Origin of the sequence: Streptomyces blattellae (assembly GCF_009709555.1) — a bacterium.
GTDB classification, from domain to species: Bacteria; Actinomycetota; Actinomycetes; order Streptomycetales; family Streptomycetaceae; genus Streptomyces; species Streptomyces blattellae.
The window spans coordinates 117,777-137,215 of record NZ_WJBG01000127.1; the positions used below are offsets into that span (position 1 = coordinate 117,777).

Genomic DNA, 19,439 nt, shown 5'->3' on the forward strand with positions numbered 1-19,439 from the left:
GAAGTCGTGCTGCTGTGGGTCCGCCGTCGGCCGGTGCTCGTGTGTCCGTAGCACCGGCCGGCGACTACGCGAGGGCTATTCGACCGATAGTGATCATCTCTTCCGTACGACGACGAAGTCGGCGAGCGCCGCGAACCGGTCCCGCACCTGGTCGGGCATGGCAATGGCGTCGAGGGCCTCGATGGCGACTGTGTGCTGGCGGCGTGCCTCTTCGGCGGTCCACTCGCGCCCGCCCGCGTCCTCGATGAGGGCGGCACGGGCCGCGAACTCCTCCTCGGAGAAGTTCGCGAAGTCACTGCTCTTGGCGTCGGCGGCGAGGATCTCGCCGAGCCGCTCGGAAGCGGCGCCGCCCTCCGCGAGCGCGGCCACGACCGGCAGGGACTTCTTGCGCTGGCGCAGATCGCTCCAGGTCTGTTTGCCGGTGGAGACCGGGTCGCCCCAGATGCCGAGCAGGTCGTCGACGGCCTGGAAGGCGAGGCCGAGGTGGTAGCCGTACTTCTCCAGGGTGTCGGCGGTGCGGTCGTCCGCGCCGCCGAGCACGGCGCCGATGGAGCTGGCGCAGGCGAGCAGGGCGCCGGTCTTGTTGCCCTCCATCTCCAGGCACTCCTCGACGCTGACGCGGTCGCGGTGCTCGTAGGAGATGTCCTGCGCCTGGCCGTCGATGAGGGCGCGGGTCGCGGTGGTCAGGCGTCGGGTGGCGCGGCCGGCCTCGACGGTGCCGAGTTCCAGGAGCACCTCGTTGGCCAGGGCGAACAGGGCGTCGCCGACGAGGATGGCCTGGGCGGGGCCGTGCACCTTCCAGACGGTGTCACGGTGGCGGCGCTGTTCGTCGCCGTCCATCAGGTCGTCGTGCAGCAGCGAGAAGTTGTGGACCAGTTCGACGGCGACCGCTCCGGGGATGCCGGTCTCGGGCGCGGCGCCGGTGACCTCGGCGGAGAGCACGGCGAGGGCGGGGCGTACGGCCTTGCCGCCGTCGCCGTCGGCGGGATTGCCCTGGGCGTCGATCCAGCCGAAGTGGTATGCGGCAACGGTGTCCATGGGAGGGGCCAGGCGGTCGATCGCCGCCCGCAGTACCGGTGTGGCCAGGGTCCGGCCGCGCTCCAGGAGCGCGGTCACGTCCACCGCGGTCCTTCGCGCGGCCGTCGAGGCCGGGGGCACAGTGGGCACAGTCTCTCCTCTTGTTGCGGTACCGGGGGTGCGGGGGCCTGCCGCCGTGTGCTGGTTCGGCATCAAGCTGCCTCCTCCACGTCGAAGAGGTGGCTGGGGCGGGGCCGGCCCAGGGCGCTCAGCGCGGCGCCGGCCGCACTCACACCACTGCGGACCGCACTCTCCATGGTCGCGGGCCACCCCGTGGCGGTCCACGCTCCGGCCAGGTAGAGGCCGGGGGCCTTGGTACGGGCGCCGGGCCGCAGCCGTCCGACGCCGGGGGTGGGAGCGAACGTGGCCGTGCGCTCCCTGGTCACGAAGAAGTCCCTCACCTCGGCACCGCGGGCGCCGGGCAACAGCCGTTCCAGCTCGGGCAGATAGCGCTCGCGCAGTGCGGCGACCGGTGCGTCGATCTCGTGCCGCGCCGCCGACTGCGACAGCGCCAGGTACTGACCGTCTTTCAGCCCGGAGGCGTCGGTCCGGTCGAAGACCCACTGCACGGGGGTGCCGAGGGCCGCGAAGAAGGGCTTGTGGAGCACCTTCCGGTCGTACACGACATGCACGTTGAGGATCGGCGCGGTGCCGATCTCCAGCAGCCGCTCGGGGGTGTCGAGGGCTCCGGCGGGCAGCAGATCGTGTGCTTCGCGCTGGGGTACGGCGAGGACGACGACGGCGGCCCGAAGGGAGTCGCCGGGAACTTGAACGCGCAGGCGTCCGTTGCCGTCAGTAGAGATGGAGGTGACGCGTGTACGGACCTCGGTACGCACGCCCGCTGAGTCGAGCGCCTTGCGGGCGAGCCGGTCATGCAGTTCACCCAGCGGGACGCGCGCCCAGCCGATGTCGGCCGCGCCCGGGTCGGACAGCAGACCGGTCTTGAACACCATCGCGGCGAGCCCCAGCGAGGCGTCGCCCGCGACCGCGTTGAGGGTGGCGACCCCGACCAGGTCCCACAGGGCCTCGACGGCACGCGCCGACTGACCGTGCGCGGTCAGCCAGCTGCCGAAGTCCTGGGTGTCCAGGGTCGGATCGGCGAGGTCGAGGCCCTTGAGTGCGAGCGCGGCCCGCCCGACCTTGGCGCGTTCGGCGAGCGAGAGATGCGGATAGGTGGCCAGGCTGCGCCCCAGATGCAGGGGCACGGGCAGCGCGTCGCGCCGCAGCCTGCCGAGCCGCCGTCCCTCGGGCCTGGCGACATCGAGCACGGGCACGTCGAGACGATCCTGCAACGGCGCCAGCGCCGCCCCTTCGATCCGGTCGAGGAACCAGCGGTAGGCGGTGCAGCAGCGCAGATACACATGCTGGCCGTTGTCGACCGTCAACTCGCCGCGCTGGAAGGAGAAGGCGAGCCCGCCCAGGCGTGGCCGGCCTTCGAGCAGGGTGACGCGCACTCCGGCGTCGGCGAGCGCGAGCGCGGCGGTGATTCCGGCGAGCCCACCGCCGATCACGACGGCGTCCCGCGCGGAGGGTGGTTCCGGCATGTCCGCGAGCGGCTCCCCGGTCCGCGAGTCGTCGGTCATTGCGCACTCTCCCCTGCGCGGCCACCGCGGTGCACGAACGGTGCGCGGCAGGCCGTCGCAGTCAGGGACGCCGCCCGGCTCCGGAGGGTTGCCCACCACTTTTCCCCGATGATCTCACCTTGGGCCGTTTTGTCCATCAGGTGCGCCTCCTGACGGACCGCCGGGTCACATGCCGCGCGTCCAGCCCGGACAGGCCACGCACGGCGACATACGCCTTCTCGCGCCCGGGCAGCGAGACCCGGCCGCGCAGCACCGCCTCCGGATCGCGCTCGATACGATCGAGGAGGCGACGGTAGATGCCGGCCATGGCGGCGACACAGGCGCCACTGCGCCGGTCGAGCATGGGGAGCAGCCGGTAGCCCTCGGCGAAAAGGGCGCGGGCCCGACGCACTTCGAAGTGCACGAGACCCGCGAAGTCGGCGCCCTCCGGCGGTTTCGGCCCGCTGAACCCGGCCGAGCAGCCGAACTTGGCCAGGTCGTCGGCGGGTAGGTAGGTGCGCCCGCCCTCGGCGTCCTCGCGGACGTCCCGCAGGATGTTGGTGAGCTGAAGCGCGAGCCCGAGCGTGTCGGCGTACTCCGGTGCGCGCTCGGCGCCCCGCGCCCCCCGCTCGGTGCCGAACACCCCGAGCGAGAGCCGCCCGATGGCACCCGCCACACAGCGGCAGTACACCTTCAGGTCGTCCCAGGTCTCATAGGTCTCGCCGCGTACGTCCATCAGCACGCCGTCGATGAGCTCGTCCAGGCCGTTCAGCGGGATCGGGAACTGCTCGGCGGCATGGGTCAGGGCGACCGCGACCGGGTCGGTGTCGTCCTCGTCGACCGCGTCCTGGCGGATCCGGGTCAGCAGCGACCGGGTGTCCTCAAGTCTGGCGATCTTGACGTCGGGTTCCAGCGCGCCGTCGCCGATGTCGTCGACCCGGCGCGAGAACGCGTACAGCGCCGACATCGCGCGCCGCTTGTGGGTGGGCAGCAGTCTGATGCCGTAGGCGAAGTTACGGGCCTGCTGTCCGGTGACGGCCTCGCAGTAGCCGTAGGCGGCGAGTACCGGTGCGGACACGTGTGTGGGAGAGTCCACTGTCCGGATCACCCCTCTCCTCGCAGAGTCACGCCCGCCTCACGCAGCAACTGGATCGTGCCGGGCTTGGGCGGGCCGGGAAGTACGTCGTATTCGGCGGCGGCCATCGCGTGGATTGCCGCCCTTCCCCCCGCCACGAACCCTGCGAGCAGCAGCTTCAGTCTGCCGTGGACGCTACCCACCAGGGGGGCGCCGTCATTCAGGAGGTCACGGGCGCGTTGTGCTTCGTACGCAACCAGTGCGCGCACCGATGCGCCCGTGGTTTTCGCGGCGAGATCCGCTTCCTGGACGTGAAAGCGCTTCATGTCCGCGGCGGGCAGATAGATACGGTCGCGGCCGAGGTCCTCGGCGACGTCCTGGAGGTGCTCGACGATCTGCAGGGCGGTGCAGATGGCGTCGGAGCACCGGACCCGCTCGGGGGTCTCGGTGCCGGTCACGGCGAGGACGAGACGGCCGACGGGGTTGGCGGACAGTTCGCAGTACGCAACGAGGTCGTCGTAGGTCTCGTAGCGGGTGACGAGCTGGTCCTGGCGGTTGGCGGCGATGAGACCGAGAAAGGGGTCCGGGCTCAGCGCGCGGCGCCGGACCGTCACCTGGAGGCGGCGCAGCAGCGGGTGACGCGGCGTCGAATCGAACACCCGGTGAAGATCGGCCTCGAAGGCGTCCAGCATCAGCAGCCGGTCCTCGGCGTCGGCGGGCGACACGCCGAGCAGCCGGGCGTCGGCACCGCCGGGGGCGAGGTCGCCGTCGCCGATGTCGTCGACGAGGCGGGCGAAGCCGTACACGGCCACGAGGTCGGCACGCCAGGTCCTGGGCAGGAAGAAGGGGGCCACGGGGAAGTTCTCGTCCGCGGCCTTGTCGAGCGTGCCGCGCTCCGGATCACCGGTCGGCGCGGCGCCGGTTCCCGTCACCGTCCACTGCCCGGGGCGGGGACGGCACATACTGCGTCGACCTGGGGAGTTTCCGTAGCCATTGCCGTCACATCTCCCGTTCTACACCGTCGACCCAATACACACTATTTCGGACACGCCACCCGGACCTCGGCGCGGCTGCCCCGGCGTGGGGTGTCGCGTTATATCCCCCCACTTGCCGTTTATCGGGACCGGTACAGCTTACGTTGTGCAGCGCAACGCGATCCGTCGGGGTGCCCTGCCCATCACAAGAACACACCGATTGGCTTCAAGCTTCCTTGGGCCGCCCGAAGTTGACGTTTCCTTTGCAGACGCGGGCCCCGTCGGCAGGGTTCCTGCGGGGCCCTGGGAAGCGTGGTGGGCTTTTCGCCCGGGTCCGGGTGGACTACTTGCCCGTGAACTTCTCGTACTCCTTGAGGACCTCTTCGGTAGGCCCGTCCATGCGCAGCTCGCCGCGTTCCAGCCACAGGACGCGGTTGCAGGTGTCACGGATCGACTTGTTGTTGTGACTGACGAGGAACACGGTGCCGGCTTCCTTGCGCAGTTCGCGGATGCGCTCCTCGGAGCGCTTGCGGAAGTTGGCGTCGCCGGTGGCCAGCGCCTCGTCGATCATCAGCACGTCGTGGTTCTTGGCGGCGGCGATGGAGAAGCGCAGCCGGGCCGCCATGCCGGAGGAGTAGGTGCGCATCGGCAGGGTGATGAAGTCGCCCTTCTCGTTGATGCCGGAGAAGTCGACGATCTGCTGGTAGCGCTCCTTGATCTCCTCGCGGGACATGCCCATGGCGAGCCCGCCCAATATGACGTTCCGCTCGCCGGTGAGGTCGTTCATCAGGGCCGCGTTCACCCCGAGCAGAGAGGGCTGGCCGTTGGTGTAGACCTTGCCGCTCTCGGCGGGGAGCAGGCCGGCGATGGCGCGCAGCAGGGTCGACTTGCCGGAGCCGTTCGAGCCGATCAGGCCGATCGCCTCGCCGCGGTAGGCGACGAACGACACGCCCCGTACGGCGTGCACCTTGCGCACCCCTCGTTCCTCGCCGCGCTTGAGTATGCGGCTGAGCGCGGCCGTGGCGCTGCCCTTGCCGGATTTGGCGCCGTTGACGCGGTAGACGATGTGCAGTTCGTCGGCGATGACGGTGGGGATCTGTCCGTCCCCCGGATACTCAGCCACGGCCGTACCTCTCCTCGGCCTTCCAGAAGTACGCGAAGCCGCCGACGACGAGCAGCACGGACCAGCCGAGCGCGGCGGCCCACACATGGTCCGGGAGGTTCTCGGTGCCGTAGCCGTCGATGAGCGCGAAGCGCATCAGGTCCATGTAGATGGCGGCCGGGTTCCACTGCAGGACGTTGGCGATCCACTGGGGCTTGTCCGCCAGCATGATCGGGATGGAGTACATCACGCCCGACGCGTACATCCAGGTACGCATCACGAACGGCATCAGCTGCGCGAGGTCCGGGGTCTTGGAGCCGGCTCGGGCCATGACCAGCGCGAGGCCGGTGTTGAAGAGGAACTGCAGGGCGAGCGCCGGCACGATCAGGGGCCAGGACGCGTCCGGGAAACTGCCGAAAGCCATGGTGACGGCGAACAGCACGATCATCGAGTAGAGCAGTTGCTGCAGCTGCTGGAGCGCGAAGGAGACCGGCAGCGAGGCGCGCGGGAAGTGCAGGGCGCGGACCAGGCCGAGGTTGCCGGAGATCGCACGCACGCCCGCCAGGACCGAGCTCTGGGTGAAGCTGAACACGAAGACGCCGGTGACCAGGAACGGGATGTAGACCTCTTGGGGCATGCCCCGGTCGGCCTCAAGGATGACACCGAAGATGAAGAAGTACACGGCCGCGTTCAGCAGCGGGGTGACCACCTGCCAGAGCTGGCCGAGCTTCGCCTGGCTGTACTGGGCGGTCAGCTTCGCCCGGGAGAAGGCGAGGATGAAGTGACGCCGGTCCCAGAGCTGTCGGACGTACTCCACGAGTGAGGGGCGGGCGCCGCTCACCGACAGTCCGTACTTCGCGGCGAGCTGAGCCGCGGTCAGTCGCTCGTCGGGCGAGGGAGCCGCGCTCACCGCGACTCCACCGTTGTGCGTTGTCTCACTCACCAAAAGAAACTTTCGTCTTCGAGGTGCGCATATGTGCGGGCAGGCCATGAGCCGACGGCCGTGGGTGACGGCCGGTTGCTCGCAAGACCGAGCTTGTCAGATGACGGGGGGCCGGCCCAGTCGAGTCAGCCGCCACACCGTACGCCACTTGATGGGCCTGCGGGGCCCGCAGTCGGTCATCCAGCCTTCCCGGAATCCGCCGAACCACGCCCTGAGCGCGGGCCGCGAGGGGCTGCGCAGCAGGGTGAGCAGCATCCAGACGCCGAGGTAGACGGGGACCAGGGGCGCGGGGAGGTTGCGGCGGGCGAGCCATACGCGGTTGCGGGCGACCATGCGGTGGTAGACCGCGTGCCGCGAGGGCGCGGTCGTGGGGTGGTGCAGCACCATGTCGGACCGGTAGTCGATCATCCAGCCCGCGTCGAGGGCCCGCCATGCCAGGTCGGTTTCCTCGTGTGCGTAGAAGAATTCGTCCGGGAGCCCGCCGACTTCGGCGAGAACCTGGGTCCTTATGGCGTTGGCGCCGCCGAGGAACGTGGTGACCCGGGAGGAGCGCAGCGGATCGGAGGCGCGCAGCCTGGGCACATGGCGGCGCTGGGTCTCGCCGGTGTCCGGGTCGGCGATGCGGAAGCTGACGATGCCGAGCTTCGGGTCGGCCGCGAAGGCCTGGCGGCACAGCTCGGCGGTGTCGTGCTGGGCGAGCTGGCCGTCGTCGTCGAGGAAGAGCAGTATGTCGACATCCCGGCCGCTGGGTCCGAAGGCCTCGATGCCCACGTTGCGGCCGCCGGGGATGCCCAGGTTCTCGGGCAGCTCGATCGTGCGGATCCCGTCGGGGACGTCGGGGACGGGCGAGCCGTTGCCGACGACGACCGCCTCGACCGGGTCGCCGTCCTGCTTGGCGACCGAGTCGAGCAGGGCCCTGAGCTCCTCGGGGCGGTTGCCCATGGTGATGATGACCGCCCCGACCTTCATCCCGGCGCTCATCGCAGCCTGCTCGACGCGAGGACGGACACCAGATGCAGCAGGGTCTGCACCAGCGCGATGCCGGCCAGCACCGCGACGCCGAGCCGGGAGAAGAACAGGTCGCCGCGCATCGTGTCCAGGACGGCCAGGACCAGGATCAGCAGGGACGCCTCGATGCCGAGCACCAGCCGGTGGAACTTCAGCGCCGCGGCGGCCCTGCGGGCCAGCGCCATGCCGGAGGAACGGGGCTCGGACGCCGCCTCCTTGACGGGCGGCAGCCCGCCCTGGTGGCGGGCGACGCCGACGAGGTCGGTCTCGGCCTTGATCAGGATCGCGCCGAGGGCGGCCAGGGTGCCGAGGAACGCCCACAGCCAGTCGATCCGCCCGGAGCCCCACAGGTCGGCGGCGCGCAGGCCGAAGCCGACGAGCACCGCGGCATCGCACAGATAGGCCCCGACCCGGTCCAGATAGACACCGCCGAGCGAGAACTGCTGCTTCCAGCGCGCCACTTCGCCGTCGACGCAGTCGAGCAGCAGATAGAGCTGGACCATCAGCACGCCGAGCGCGGCGCCCGCGATCCCCGGCACCAGCAGCGCCGGGGCCGCGAGCACGCCGCAGAGGGTCATCAGGTACGTGAGCTGGTTGGGCGTGACCTTGGTGTTCACCAGGGAACGCGTGATCCGCAGGGACACCTCGCGCATGTAGAGGCGTCCCGCCCAGTGCTCACCGCTGCGCCGGTCCTTGACCCCGGCGGGGTGCACGACCGGGCGGAGTTCAGCTACCGATGGCCTTGACATAGTCGGCGTAGGTGTCCTTGATCTGGTCGGGGGTGAGGTCGAGGTGTTCGAGGATCGTGTAGCGGCCGGGCCGGGTCTGAGGGGCGAACTCCACGACCTCGATGAACTCCTCGGTCGTGAAGCCGATCTCCTCCGGCAGCACCGGCAGTCCGTGCCGGCGCAGCACCCCGGCCATGTGGACCGCCTCCTCGTGAGCGCCCCGCAGCCACATCGCGAAGGCGGCGCCCAGGCCGCACTGCTCGCCGTGGGCGGCGGCGCGGCGCGGGTGGAGCAGGTCGAAGGCGTGGTTGATCTCATGACAGGCGCCGGACGACGGGCGGGAGTCGCCCGACACCGACATGGCGATGCCGCTGAGCACCAGTGCCTCGGCGAGCACCTGGAGGAAGTCGTTGTCCCCGATGCCGCCGGGGTGCCTGAGTACGGCCTGGCCGGCCTGGCGGGCCATGGCCGCGGCGAGGCCGTCGATCTTCTCGCCCTTGACCCGGTTGGCGAGCTCCCAGTCCGCGATCGCCGAGATGTTGGAGATCGCGTCGCCGATGCCGGCCCGCACGAACCGGGCCGGGGCCTCGCGGATCACGTCCAGGTCGATGACGGCCGCGATCGGGTTCGGCACGCCGTACGAGCCGCGGCCCGCGTCGTTGTCGAGGGTCGCGACCGGCGAGCACAGGCCGTCGTGCGCGAGGTTCGTCGGTACGGCGACCAGCGGCAGGCCGATCCGCGCCGCGGCGAACTTGGCACAGTCGATGATCTTGCCGCCGCCCAGCCCGACGACCGCGTCGTAGTGACCGGCCTTGATGGCGGCGGCCAGCCGGATCGCGTCGTCCAGGGTGCCGCCGCCCACCTCGTACCAGGTGGCGCCGGGCAGCGAGGGTGCGACGCGCTCGCGCAGCGTGGCGCCGGAGCCGCCGCTGACCGCGACGGCGAGCTTCCCGGAGTGCGAGATGCGCTCGTCGGCGAGCACGCAGCCCAGGTCGTCGAGGGCCCCCGGGCGGATGTCGACGACGACCGGGGAGGGGATGAGCCTGGTCAGTACCGGCACGCGATCTCCCGTCCCCGGGCGAGATCGTCGTGGTTGTCGATCTCGACCCAGTCGACCTCGCCGATCGGCGCCACGTCGATACGGAAGCCGCGGTTCACCAGCTCCTGGTAGCCGTGCTCGTAGAACTGCTGCGGGTCGGTCTCCCAGACGGTCTTCAGCGCGTCGGCCAGTTCGGGGGCCGCGTCGCCCTCGATGAGGGTGACGCCGATGTACTCGCCGGTGGCCTCGGCCGGGTCCATCAGCTTGGTGATCTTCCGGACGCCCTTCTCGGGGTCCACGACGACCTTCATCTCCTCGTCCGCGAGGGACTTCACGCTGTCGAGGGCAAGGATGATCTTCTTGCCGCCGCCGCGGGCCGCGAGCAGCGTCTTCTCGACGGAGACCGGGTGGACGGTGTCGCCGTTGGCGAGGATCACGCCGTCCTTGAGGGCGTCCCGGCCGCACCACAGGGAGTAGGCGTTGTTCCACTCCTCGGCCCTGTCGTTGTCGATGAGGGTGAGCGTGAGGCCGTACTTCGCTTCGAGGGCCGCCTTGCGCTCGTACACGGCTTCCTTGCGGTAGCCGACGATGACCGCGGCCTCGGTCAGGCCGATCTCGGCGAAGTTGGCGAGGGTGAGGTCCAGCACGGTCGGCTCGCCCTCGATGCCCGCGGGCCCCACCGGCACCAGTGCCTTCGGCAAGGTGTCGGTGTAGGGGCGCAGGCGCCGTCCGGCGCCTGCCGCCAGCACGAGGCCGATCATGCGGGTTCTCCTTCGTCGTGTACGGCGGGGGCCCCGGCGGACACCCAGAAGCGAATGCTCTCGACGAGCACCACCAGGGCGACGGCCCCGGCGAGGACCGTGAGCGCGTCCGTGAACTGCGAGGCGGAGAGCACCGCGGCGAGGACGGTGACGAGCAGCGTCCGTCCTTCGTGCCCCCCGATGGCGCGCACCAGCCAGGCCGGGGGCGCTCCGGCGTTGCCGCGGATGCGGTACACCGTGTCGTAGTGATGGTAGGCGACGGCCGCCACCAGGGTGAAAGCCGCAGGAAGGGCTCCGTTCACCTCGGCTTTGGCTGCGAGCAGCAGGACGGTGCCGTATTCGGCGGCGCGGAAGAGGGGCGGGACCAGCCAGTCGAGGGGCCCCTTGAGGGGTCGGGAGACGGCCTCGGCGGACAGCAGGACGTAGGCGCCGGCGCACACGACGACCGACCAGCCGGGGCCGTCGATCCAGGCCGCGAGCGGCGGCAGCGCGGCACCGGCGACGGCCCACAGGAGCACCGGGATGGGGAGCCTGCTGGGCAGCACGCGGGCGATGCCCTGTGCGAGCGGTCCGGAGTCGGCGAGGTCCGCCAGCGCCTGGGCCGCCCGGTCCGTCCGCCGTGCCGTGCGCGTCACCGACCGCAGCACACGCCCCGCTGTCGTGTACGTCGCCGCGAACGCGCACCCGACGAGCAGCGCGTAGAAGGTGATGCGCGGCGTCGTGACCGCCGTGAGGACCGCGATCATCGCCCAGCGCTCGCCGATCGGCAGGACGATCATGCGCCGCACCCAGACCGTCCAGCCGACGCTGTCGAGCCTGCCCGACAGGGCAGCCGTGGGGCTGGTGTTGGCGATGGCGTCGTGGTTGGCCTCGTTGAAGGAGAAGTCGACTATGTGCCGACAGGTCTGCAGGATCATCGCGCCCAGCGCCAGCGCCCATACGTCGTCGTCGGCGCGGGCCGCACCGAGGGCGAGGCCGGCGTAGTAGGCGTACTCCTTGGCCCGGTCGAAGGTGGCGTCGAGCCAGGCGCCGAGCGTGGAGTACTGCAGGGAGTAGCGGGCGAGCTGCCCGTCGGTGCAGTCCAGGACGAAGGAGAACAGGAGCAGCAGGCCGGCGGCTATGAACCCGCCCCGGGTGCCGGTGGCCGCGCAGCCCGCCGCGATCAGCGCGGTCAGCAGGGAGGCGGTGGTGACCTGGTTCGGGGTGAGGCCGCGGCGGGCGCACCAGCGGGCCAGATAGCGCGAGTACGGGCTGATGCAGAAGGTGGTGAAGAAACCGTCGCGTGACTTCACGGCCGACTTCAGGCGTACGGCCTCGTCGTCGACGGCGGCGACGGCCTGCCGCGCCTCGTTGCGGGCCTGCGGGTCGGGCGGGACGGCGGCGACGAGACTGCCGAGCTCCGGGTGGTGCACATCGGCGTCGAGGGCGGTGGTGATGCGGTCGGCGAGGCTGTCCACCAGCAGCGTGCCGCCGGAGGAATTCTCGCGGGCCATCGCCCGGGTCAGGGCCTGACGGGCGCCGGGCTGGGCGGTCACGGCACCCGGGATCGCGGCGAGCGGGAAGCGCGGGTCGGTGAGGCCGAGGCGCAGGGCGTGCAGATGGCCGACGAAGCGGGTGTCGACGACGGCGACCCGCTGGTCACCGGGGACGGCGGCGAGGAGCCTCTCCGCGTCGGCGGCGTCGGACGCTGTCCGCACATCGAAGCCGAGCGACCGCAGATCGTGCTCGATCGACGATCCGGGGACCGGCTGACCGGCGAGGATGGCGGTCGACAACCGAACTCACTCCCTGAGAGCGCCGACGCTGCGCGCCGGTCATGTGCATGGTGGGGGTCGCCCCTTGGCTGCACCAGGCGGCGGCATGTCGGCAGAGGCTATCGGATGATGGGAAGTTCGTGTTCACCGGCCGTTCATGGTCCGGTCGACACGATCTGCCCCCGCCTTTGCTGTGATCATCATCGGGGATCGCATGCCCGGCACACAAAATCGCGGTCCCGGAACGGATGTTCGCGGCATGGGGAAGCGTCGGGCCGCAGCTGCCTCGGCCGATCGCCAGCGACCTGACCTGCACTTCGTTTCCGCAGGTCAGAGCACATGACAACGGTGTTCAGTGCCGCGTTGCCTCATACCCCCCACCCGTAGTTCACTGGTGATCCCGGACGGAACACAGGAAGGCTGCTGTCATGGGGGCTGGGCACGATCACGGGCATGCGCACGGCGCATCCGCCGGCGGTACGGCGACCGCCGCGTACCGCGGCAGACTGCGCGTTGCGCTGTCGATCACGCTCGGCGTCATGCTGGTGGAGATCGTCGGCGGCATCGTCGCCGATTCGCTCGCCCTCGTCGCCGACGCGGCGCACATGGCGACCGACGCGCTGGGCCTCGGCATGGCCCTCCTCGCGATCCATTTCGCGGGCCGCCCGGCAACCGGGAACCGCACCTTCGGCTACGCCCGTGCCGAGATCCTCGCGGCCCTCGCCAACTGCCTGCTGCTGCTCGGGGTCGGCGGCTATGTGCTGTTCGAGGCGGTCCAGCGGTTCTTCACGCCGGCCGGCACCGAGGGCGGCCTGATGATCGTGTTCGGCCTGATCGGTCTGGTCGCGAATCTGGTGTCGCTGACGCTGCTGATGCGCGGCCAGCAGGAGAGCCTGAACGTGCGCGGCGCGTTCCTGGAGGTGGCCGCGGACGCGCTGGGCTCGGTCGCGGTACTGATCTCCGCGGCCGTGATCCTCACCACGGGCTGGCAGGCCGCCGACCCGATCGCCTCGCTGGTCATCGGCCTGATGATCGTGCCCCGGACCTTGAAGCTGCTGCGCGAGACCCTCGACGTCCTGCTGGAGTCGGCCCCCAAGGACGTCGACATGGCGGAGGTGCGGGCGCACATACTCGCCCTCGACGGCGTCGAGGACGTCCACGACCTGCACGCCTGGACGATCACCTCCGGCATGCCCGTCCTGTCCGTGCACGTCGTGGTGCGCTCCGACGTGCTGAGCGCGATCGGCCACGAGAAGATGCTGCACGAGCTCCAGGGCTGCCTCGGGGACCACTTCGCCGTCGAGCACTGCACCTTCCAGCTGGAGCCCGGCGGACACGCGGAGCACGAGGCACGGCTCTGCCACTGAAACCGGCGTGCGTGAAGGACACCGGGAAGCGGGAAGCGGACCGGCACCCGGCACGCGTGAAGGACGCCGGTACCCGGCACTCATGAAGCACATCGGTGACCGGCACGGACACAGCGCGTCCGTCACCGGCGCACATGGAGCGCATCGGTCCGGCGCGCGGTTGCGTCCTCCCTCTCACAGCCCCTCCCCGGACGGTTCTCCGCTCGGGACACCGGGCACGATCAACAACCGGGTCCCTCTCCCGGACTCCGGCAGGTGACGGCCGCGGCCCGCGCCCGGCGCGGACATGCGGGCGTACTCCGAAGTGCCGGGAGTGCCGGATTCGTACGGCAGACTTGGGGCGCGAAAACCGATGCGAAGGATGGGTATGCCGATCACACCTGCCACCGCGACGCACAGCTCGTCGAACGGCACCGCGGACGCGATTTTGCTGGAACTGGTCGACGAGAACGGTGTGACGATCGGCACCGCGGAGAAGCTCGCCGCCCATCAGCCGCCGGGGCAGCTGCACCGCGCCTTCTCCGTGTTCCTGTTCGACGACCACGGCCGGCTGCTGCTCCAGCAGCGGGCGCTGGGCAAGTACCACTCCCCCGGCGTGTGGTCCAACACCTGCTGCGGCCACCCCTACCCGGGCGAGGCCCCCTTCGCGGCGGCGGCCCGGCGGACGTACGAGGAACTGGGCGCCTCCCCCTCGCTGCTCGCCGAGGCGGGCACGGTCCGCTACAACCACCCGGACCCGGCGTCGGGCCTGGTGGAGCAGGAGTACAACCACCTCTTCGTCGGCCTGGTGCAGGCGCCGCTGCGGCCCGATCCGGAGGAGGTCGGCGCGACGGCCTTCGTGACGCCCGCCGAGCTGGCGGAGCGGCACGTGAAGGACGTCTTCTCCTCCTGGTTCATGACCGTGCTGGACGCGGCCCGTCCCGCGGTCAGGGAGCTGACGGGCTCGTCGGCCGGCTGGTGAGCGGAATTACCGCACGCGCGCGTGGGTGAGCGGCAAGGCGGCCCAGATCACCTTGCCGCCGCTCGCGGTGTGCTCCACGTCGCACATCCCGCCCGCCTCCCGGGCGATCTCGCGCACCAGCAGCAGCCCACGGCCGCCGGTCTGGCCGTGGTCGGCCTCCAGGGCGGTGGGGCGGTAGGGATGGTTGTCCTCCACCGACACCCGCACCCACTCGGCGCCCACGGCGACCTCCACGGCGAGCATCGGCGACAGCAGCGCCGCGTGCCGGACGGCGTTCGTGACCAGCTCCGAGACGATCAGCAGCAGTCCCTGGGCCAGATCGTCCGAGACCGGCACACCCTGGCGGAACAGCAGGTCCCGTACGGCGTGCCGGGCCTGCGGGACCGACACCTCGACAGCCGGTGCGGTGAACCGCCAGACCCCCTCGTACGGCAGCGGATCGGGCGGCGTGTCGTCGAGGGGCCCCTCCTCCGCGCCGCCCTCTGGGCGTGGGCCGGGCCCACGCCCGTGGTTCTCCATGGTCCGGTCGCCACCCTTGCGCTCGATTGTCACCACACCTTGAGTGTTGGCACCCGGTCGCCGCACCCCGGAGTACTGAACAGAAGTCAGCTGGTATCGAGCGGTTCTGACCGTTGGCGTATGACACGGTCAGTTGTGGGACTGCTCCTGTCCCCCTTGTGCCGACTTCACGAACTATTCGGGTTGTACGGGTTTGACGCCGCGCTCGCCCGATTCATCCCCCGCGGCCAGGCTGCCGGAGACCAGCCCCACGATCTGCCGCCCGCCGAAGCCGGTGGCGATCAGGCCGAGGCCGTCGAAGAGCAGGGCCAGGGAGAAGAAGGCGCCGATCACGTACTGACTGCTGCTGGGCCAGTCGGCCAGCACCAGGATGCCCAGGAGCAGGTCGAATGCGCCGACGAGCAGCGTCCAGCCGAACTGGGGGCCGCGCACGACCAGGCTGCCGACCAGCCGGAAGAGACCGCCGGTGAGGAACAGCAGGGCGGCGAACATGGTGAGGGCGGCGACCGCCTCGTCCGGCTTGCGGATGATCACCACCCCCGCGGCGATGTTCAGGGCCGCGACGATCACACCGAGCCAGCAGAAGTTGCTGCCGCGCGCCTGGATCGCGTGCGCCAGCCCCACCACCCCGCCGATCAGCAGCAGCCAGCCGAACAGGAGCATCGAGGTCAGGGTGGCCACGCCGGTGTAGACGAGGCCGACGAGCCCCGCGAGGACCAGGATCACGCCGAGCGCGGCGAGCAGGCCGAAGCCGCGGTGCAGCTTCGCGGCCTCATCGCTCCTGGGGCCGACGCTCTTGTCCGGTCCGGGGTTCTTCTCGGGTCCGGTCATCGGCGTCTCCTCACGCCCGGCCCCCTCCTTGCCGATCGTAGGTTCGGCGGGGGCGGATAGCATCCGGCGCATGGAGCCGCAGCTGCTGCACGATGTCGCCGCCTCGGTGGCCACCGTCGTCATCCGTCATCCGGCCAAGCGCAACGCCATGACCGCCGGCATGTGGAGGTCGCTGCCGCCGCTGCTGGACACGCTGGCCGCCGACCCGGACGTACGGGCCCTGGTGCTGACCGGTGCGGGCGGGACGTTCTGTGCGGGCGCCGACATCTCCACGCTCCAGGGGTCGCCGGACGAGGCGCAGGGGCTCGCGGTGGGCGCGGAGGAGGCTCTCGCCGCGTTTCCGAAGCCGACGCTGGCGGCGGTTCGGGGGCACTGTGTGGGCGGCGGTGCGCAGCTGGCGGCGGCCTGCGATCTGCGGTTCGCCGAGGAAGGGGCCCTGTTCGGGGTGACGCCGGCGAAACTGGGGATCGTGTATCCGGCGTCCTCCACGCGGAGGCTGATGTCGCTGGTGGGTCCGGCGACGGCCAAGTACCTGCTGTTCTCCGGCGAGTTGATCGACGCGGAGCGGGCGCTGCGCACCGGACTGGTCGACGAGGTGCTGCCCGGGGGCGAACTCGACAAGCGCGTCGCGGAGTTCGCCCGGATCCTGGTCTCCCGCTCCCAGCTGACGCAGGCCGCGGCGAAGGAGTTCGCGAACGGCCGCACCGACCGGGACACCCACTGGTCCGAGCAGGCGCGCGGCAGCGGCGACACCGCGGAAGGCGTCGCCGCGTTCCTGGAGCGCAGGCCGCCGCGCTTCACCTGGACTACGTGAGCATGAACCGGCTCCGCGAGCGCAGGGCATCGACGATGTGCGCGGGCGCCTTCTGCGGCGACCCCGCGTCGTACGGCGGCTGAGGGTCGTACTCCGCGGCCAGCTGCACGGTCCGGGCGCAGTCGTCGCCCGCGATCCTGCCGAGCAGCGCGAGCGCCATGTCGATACCGGAGGAGACACCGGCCGCGGTGACGTACTTGCCGTCGAAGACGACCCGCTCCCCCGCCGGTTCGGCACCGAACTGCTTCAGCTGCCCCAGCGCCAGCCAGTGCGAGGTCGCCCGGCGGCCCCGCAGGAGTCCGGCGGCGGCGAGCAGCAGGGAGCCCGTGCACACGGAGGTCGTCCAGGTGCTGTGGGCGTCGACCGCCCGCAGCCAGTCCAGCAGGTGCTCGTCCTCCATCAGCGCGCTCTGGCCGGGACCGCCGGCCACCACCACGAGGTCAGGACTCGCGACCTCGGCCAGCGTCTTGTCGGCGATGAGCGCGAGGGCTCCGTTGTCCGAGCGAACGGGTCCGGCCTCCTTGGCCACGAAGATCGTCTCCGCGTCCGGGATGCGGGAGAGGATCTCGTACGGGCCGACGGCGTCGAGGGCGGTGAACCGGTCGTAGACGACCAGGGCGATCTGCATCAGGTTCCCTTTCGGTGGGCCCAGTGGGTGGCAGCGGGGCGGAAGCGGCGGCGGTACTCGGCCGGGGCGGTGCCCAGGGACCTCACGAAGGCCCGGCGCATGGCTTCGGGGGTGCCGTAGCCGCTGGTGCGGGAGATCTCCTCGATGCCGTCGGCCGTGTCCTCCAGCAGGCGGCGGGCGTGTTCGAGGCGGACGCGGTCGACGTACCGGCCGGGGGTCGTGCCGGTCTCGTTCTGGAAGGCACGGGCGAAGTGGCGCGGTGAGAGGCGGGCGCGGGCGGCCAGTGACTCGACGGTCAGGTCGGCGTCCGGATGCTCGGTGATCCAGTGCTGGACCTCACGGAGCGGTGCGCGCTGTGCGGTCTGGGCGGCGAGCTGGGCGCTGAACTGGGCTTGGCTTCCCGGGCGCCGCAGGAAGACCACCAGGTGGCGGGCGATCGTCAGCGCCACCTCGCGCCCCAGGTCCTCCTCCACCAGGGCGAGCGCGAGGTCGATGCCCGAGGTGACGCCCGCCGACGTGGAGACGTGTCCGTCGCGGATGTAGATGGGGTCGGCGTCGACCTGCACGGCCGGGTGGTCGCGGGCGAGTCTGTCACCGTATGCCCAGTGCGTGGTGACACGGCGGCCGTTCAGAAGGCCCGCCTCGGCGAGCAGTATCGCCCCGGTGCAGACGGAGACCAGGCGTTCCGCGCGGGGCGCGTGGTCACGCAGCCAGTCCGTGAGGCGGGGGTCGACGCAGCGGGTGCCCTCGCCACCGGGGACGAGGAGGGTGTGCCAGTCGGCCACGGCGTCCAGGGTCCCGTCCGGTACGACGGTCAGGCCGCTGGACGTGCGCACGGGGGCACCGTCCAGGGAGGCCGTACGGATGCGGTACGTCCCCGGGGTGTGCTTCTCGGCCCCCGCGAAGACTTCCACCGGGCCGGTGACGTCGAGGCTCTGCACGCCGTCGAAGAGGACGGCGAGAACGGTTCGCTGCGCCATACGGCCGATTCTTGGCGGGTCGGCGGATGGCCGCAATGACGAGTTCCCCACCTTTCCTGCCCTGGAACAGGGCAGGGCGGAGCGCGAACCGACCGGTCGGTAATGTTCACGGCATGACTGCTGCCGCCATCGACCCGCGCGCCGGCCGGCGCTGCCACAACGCGCTCAACGCCCTGCACGCCACGCACTACTTCGCCCCCGAAGTCGCCAAACAGCTGGGCACGCTCGGCGTCACGGACCCCAGAGCCGTCAACTTCGCCGTGCGGGCAGCCGCGTTGGGGCCGGTGGGAGCCGGGACGGTGGCGGCTGCGTTCTACAACTACAAGTACGAGCTGGTGGCCGGGCACGTGCCCGCGGTGTGGGCGATCGCCGCGCCCGAAGCCGTCCTGGCGGCACGCGCGCGTGGAGTCGACTCCGCGCTGCGCCGTCTCCTGGGCGATCAGGTGCCGGCCTCGCCGGAGATGGCGGAGGCGGCGCGTCTCGCGCTGCGGGCGGCCGAGGCCTGTTCGCGCGGCGCCCGGCCGCTGTACGCCGCGCATGCCGACCTGCCGGTGCCCGAGGAACCGCATCTGGCGTACTGGCATGCGGCGACGCTACTGCGCGAGCACCGGGGCGACGGGCATCTCACCGTGCTGGTGTCGGCCGGGCTCGACGGTCTGGAGGCGCTGGTGACCCACACGGCTACCGGCAAGGGCCTCTCGCCGAAGTGGGTGTTCAGCACTCGTGGCTGGCGCCAGGAGGATTGGGACGCGGCACAGGTACGCCTGCGGGAGCGGGGGCTGCTGGACGGGGCGGGCGAACTGACCGAGCACGGCGTCGCGCTCCGGGAGGAGATCGAGCGGGAGACGGACCGGCTGGACCGGGGGCCTTATGAGCACCTGGGCGCCGAGGGTGTCCGGCGGCTGACGGAGTTGGGGGGCGGATTCGCCCGCGCCGCGGTCGTCGCCGGAGCATTCCCGAGGGATTTGGTCGGCAAGGGCTGAGCCGGCCGCGGCGCATGGCGCGACCTGGGCGAGGTACTCGGTCCTTCCCGGCCATCGGGCCGGAAAAGAGAGGGTATGTCCATGCTTCGTGCGATTGCAGACGTGTTGCGACAGATCGGTGGAGCCATCGCCACCGTGGTGACGCTGCCCTTCCGGGCGCTGGCCCGGCTCCTCGGCGGCGCCTCGGGCGGCGCGCGGCGACGCAGGGTGTGATGTCGCCCGCTCCGGCCTCCTTGCGCCGGCCACGACGGCACGGGGTGGCGCCCTGATCCCCGATTGTCGGTGTCACCTGCCACAATTGCCGCGCAACCTCAGTGAGAAGGCGGTACGGGA

At 71.0% G+C, this 19,439-nt stretch carries 21 protein-coding genes; 5 read left to right on the plus strand and 16 right to left on the minus strand.

From position 1 onward, the window contains the following. Positions 1-93 precede the first annotated feature (93 nt). From GFH49_RS11990 to GFH49_RS12040, 12 genes are all read right to left on the minus strand, one after another. Positions 94-1,158, minus strand: coding sequence for a polyprenyl synthetase family protein (locus GFH49_RS11990; protein WP_196217955.1), 1,065 nt, complete (start codon positions 1,156-1,158; stop codon positions 94-96). A 71-nt stretch (positions 1,159-1,229) separates the two neighbouring features. Next, positions 1,230-2,660 (minus strand): hydroxysqualene dehydroxylase HpnE, encoded by a 1,431-nt coding sequence (gene hpnE, locus GFH49_RS11995; RefSeq protein ID WP_408055900.1) that lies wholly within the window; start codon positions 2,658-2,660, stop codon positions 1,230-1,232. After that, entirely contained in the window at positions 2,657-2,797 is a 141-nt protein-coding gene (locus GFH49_RS40060) for a DUF6380 family protein (protein ID WP_230396254.1), read from the minus strand. The genes hpnE and GFH49_RS40060 overlap by 4 nt, the downstream gene beginning before the upstream one ends. After that, entirely contained in the window at positions 2,797-3,747 is a 951-nt protein-coding gene (hpnD, locus tag GFH49_RS12000) for a presqualene diphosphate synthase HpnD (RefSeq protein ID WP_155055825.1), read from the minus strand. The genes GFH49_RS40060 and hpnD overlap by 1 nt, the downstream gene beginning before the upstream one ends. Beyond that, positions 3,744-4,646, minus strand: a complete 903-nt coding sequence (gene hpnC, locus GFH49_RS12005; RefSeq protein ID WP_155055826.1) for a squalene synthase HpnC — start codon at positions 4,644-4,646, stop codon at positions 3,744-3,746. The genes hpnD and hpnC overlap by 4 nt, the downstream gene beginning before the upstream one ends. Before the next feature lie 385 nt (positions 4,647-5,031). Continuing rightward, complete coding sequence (locus GFH49_RS12010; RefSeq protein ID WP_155055827.1) at positions 5,032-5,811, minus strand: ABC transporter ATP-binding protein; 780 nt, start codon at positions 5,809-5,811, stop codon at positions 5,032-5,034. After that, the gene (locus tag GFH49_RS12015) at positions 5,804-6,733 is read right to left on the minus strand and encodes an ABC transporter permease (RefSeq protein ID WP_155055828.1); all 930 of its coding nucleotides are present in this window, start codon (positions 6,731-6,733) and stop codon (positions 5,804-5,806) included. The genes GFH49_RS12010 and GFH49_RS12015 overlap by 8 nt, the downstream gene beginning before the upstream one ends. Positions 6,734-6,829: 96 nt before the next feature. After that, a complete protein-coding gene (locus GFH49_RS12020; RefSeq protein ID WP_155055829.1) occupies positions 6,830-7,714 on the minus strand; it encodes a glycosyltransferase family 2 protein in 885 nt (294 codons plus the stop codon). Further along, positions 7,711-8,490, minus strand: a complete 780-nt coding sequence (locus tag GFH49_RS12025) for a CDP-alcohol phosphatidyltransferase family protein (protein WP_155055830.1) — start codon at positions 8,488-8,490, stop codon at positions 7,711-7,713. The genes GFH49_RS12020 and GFH49_RS12025 overlap by 4 nt, the downstream gene beginning before the upstream one ends. After that, on the minus strand, positions 8,468-9,529 hold the full coding sequence (locus GFH49_RS12030) for an iron-containing alcohol dehydrogenase family protein (protein WP_155055831.1): 1,062 nt from the start codon (positions 9,527-9,529) through the stop codon (positions 8,468-8,470). The genes GFH49_RS12025 and GFH49_RS12030 overlap by 23 nt, the downstream gene beginning before the upstream one ends. Further along, positions 9,517-10,269, minus strand: coding sequence for a phosphocholine cytidylyltransferase family protein (locus tag GFH49_RS12035; protein WP_155055832.1), 753 nt, complete (start codon positions 10,267-10,269; stop codon positions 9,517-9,519). Before GFH49_RS12035 ends, GFH49_RS12030 begins: the two co-directional genes overlap by 13 nt. Then, a complete protein-coding gene (locus GFH49_RS12040) occupies positions 10,266-12,044 on the minus strand; it encodes a DUF5941 domain-containing protein (RefSeq protein WP_155055833.1) in 1,779 nt (592 codons plus the stop codon). Before GFH49_RS12040 ends, GFH49_RS12035 begins: the two co-directional genes overlap by 4 nt. Positions 12,045-12,451: 407 nt before the next feature. On the opposite strand from GFH49_RS12040, the gene GFH49_RS12045 reads away from it, so the two are divergent. Together GFH49_RS12045 and idi are read left to right on the plus strand one after the other, a co-directional pair. Further along, positions 12,452-13,390 carry a cation diffusion facilitator family transporter gene (locus GFH49_RS12045; RefSeq protein WP_155055834.1) on the plus strand — a complete coding sequence of 313 codons (939 nt, stop codon included), beginning with the start codon at positions 12,452-12,454 and terminating at the stop codon, positions 13,388-13,390. Positions 13,391-13,757: 367 nt separating this feature from the next. Next, positions 13,758-14,351 (plus strand): isopentenyl-diphosphate Delta-isomerase, encoded by a 594-nt coding sequence (gene idi / locus GFH49_RS12050; protein WP_155055835.1) that lies wholly within the window; start codon positions 13,758-13,760, stop codon positions 14,349-14,351. A gap of 6 nt (positions 14,352-14,357) precedes the next feature. On the opposite strand, the gene GFH49_RS12055 is transcribed toward idi, so the two are convergent. Together GFH49_RS12055 and GFH49_RS12060 are read right to left on the minus strand one after the other, a co-directional pair. After that, entirely contained in the window at positions 14,358-14,870 is a 513-nt protein-coding gene (locus GFH49_RS12055) for an ATP-binding protein (RefSeq protein WP_155055949.1), read from the minus strand. 174 nt (positions 14,871-15,044) lie between these two features. Beyond that, positions 15,045-15,701, minus strand: coding sequence for an HdeD family acid-resistance protein (locus GFH49_RS12060; RefSeq protein WP_155055836.1), 657 nt, complete (start codon positions 15,699-15,701; stop codon positions 15,045-15,047). Between the two features lie 70 nt (positions 15,702-15,771). Between GFH49_RS12060 and GFH49_RS12065 the strand changes: the two genes are divergently transcribed. Continuing rightward, positions 15,772-16,515 (plus strand): enoyl-CoA hydratase/isomerase family protein, encoded by a 744-nt coding sequence (locus GFH49_RS12065; RefSeq protein WP_155055837.1) that lies wholly within the window; start codon positions 15,772-15,774, stop codon positions 16,513-16,515. On the opposite strand, the gene GFH49_RS12070 is transcribed toward GFH49_RS12065, so the two are convergent. Both GFH49_RS12070 and GFH49_RS12075 read right to left on the minus strand, forming a co-directional pair. Next, positions 16,508-17,143 (minus strand): DJ-1/PfpI family protein, encoded by a 636-nt coding sequence (locus GFH49_RS12070; RefSeq protein WP_155055838.1) that lies wholly within the window; start codon positions 17,141-17,143, stop codon positions 16,508-16,510. The two genes, GFH49_RS12065 and GFH49_RS12070, sit on opposite strands and share 8 nt — an antisense overlap. Continuing rightward, positions 17,143-18,123, minus strand: coding sequence for a GlxA family transcriptional regulator (locus tag GFH49_RS12075; RefSeq protein ID WP_155055839.1), 981 nt, complete (start codon positions 18,121-18,123; stop codon positions 17,143-17,145). Before GFH49_RS12075 ends, GFH49_RS12070 begins: the two co-directional genes overlap by 1 nt. Positions 18,124-18,236: 113 nt before the next feature. On the opposite strand from GFH49_RS12075, the gene GFH49_RS12080 reads away from it, so the two are divergent. Both GFH49_RS12080 and GFH49_RS12085 read left to right on the plus strand, forming a co-directional pair. Continuing rightward, the gene (locus tag GFH49_RS12080; RefSeq protein WP_155055840.1) at positions 18,237-19,106 is read left to right on the plus strand and encodes an SCO6745 family protein; all 870 of its coding nucleotides are present in this window, start codon (positions 18,237-18,239) and stop codon (positions 19,104-19,106) included. Between the two features lie 81 nt (positions 19,107-19,187). Further along, complete coding sequence (locus GFH49_RS12085) at positions 19,188-19,319, plus strand: LPFR motif small protein (RefSeq protein ID WP_268867491.1); 132 nt, start codon at positions 19,188-19,190, stop codon at positions 19,317-19,319. Positions 19,320-19,439 lie beyond the last annotated feature (120 nt).

What these genes read in the sequence shown, in the direction of transcription:
- GFH49_RS12065 (WP_155055837.1), top strand. Translation starts at nt 15,772, where the DNA reads ATGGAGCCGCAGCTGCTGCACGATGTCGCCGCCTCGGTGGCCACCGTC.
- GFH49_RS12085 (WP_268867491.1), top strand. Translation starts at nt 19,188, where the DNA reads ATGCTTCGTGCGATTGCAGACGTGTTGCGACAGATCGGTGGAGCCATC.
- GFH49_RS12080 (WP_155055840.1), top strand. Translation starts at nt 18,237, where the DNA reads ATGACTGCTGCCGCCATCGACCCGCGCGCCGGCCGGCGCTGCCACAAC.
- GFH49_RS12045 (WP_155055834.1), top strand. Translation starts at nt 12,452, where the DNA reads ATGGGGGCTGGGCACGATCACGGGCATGCGCACGGCGCATCCGCCGGC.
- GFH49_RS40060 (WP_230396254.1), bottom strand. Translation starts at nt 2,797, where the DNA reads ATGGACAAAACGGCCCAAGGTGAGATCATCGGGGAAAAGTGGTGGGCA.
- hpnE (WP_408055900.1), bottom strand. Translation starts at nt 2,660, where the DNA reads ATGACCGACGACTCGCGGACCGGGGAGCCGCTCGCGGACATGCCGGAA.
- GFH49_RS12075 (WP_155055839.1), bottom strand. Translation starts at nt 18,123, where the DNA reads ATGGCGCAGCGAACCGTTCTCGCCGTCCTCTTCGACGGCGTGCAGAGC.
- GFH49_RS12060 (WP_155055836.1), bottom strand. Translation starts at nt 15,701, where the DNA reads ATGACCGGACCCGAGAAGAACCCCGGACCGGACAAGAGCGTCGGCCCC.
- GFH49_RS12055 (WP_155055949.1), bottom strand. Translation starts at nt 14,870, where the DNA reads ATGGAGAACCACGGGCGTGGGCCCGGCCCACGCCCAGAGGGCGGCGCG.
- GFH49_RS12025 (WP_155055830.1), bottom strand. Translation starts at nt 8,490, where the DNA reads ATGTCAAGGCCATCGGTAGCTGAACTCCGCCCGGTCGTGCACCCCGCC.
- idi (WP_155055835.1), top strand. Translation starts at nt 13,758, where the DNA reads ATGCCGATCACACCTGCCACCGCGACGCACAGCTCGTCGAACGGCACC.
- GFH49_RS12020 (WP_155055829.1), bottom strand. Translation starts at nt 7,714, where the DNA reads ATGAGCGCCGGGATGAAGGTCGGGGCGGTCATCATCACCATGGGCAAC.
- GFH49_RS12070 (WP_155055838.1), bottom strand. Translation starts at nt 17,143, where the DNA reads ATGCAGATCGCCCTGGTCGTCTACGACCGGTTCACCGCCCTCGACGCC.
- GFH49_RS12035 (WP_155055832.1), bottom strand. Translation starts at nt 10,269, where the DNA reads ATGATCGGCCTCGTGCTGGCGGCAGGCGCCGGACGGCGCCTGCGCCCC.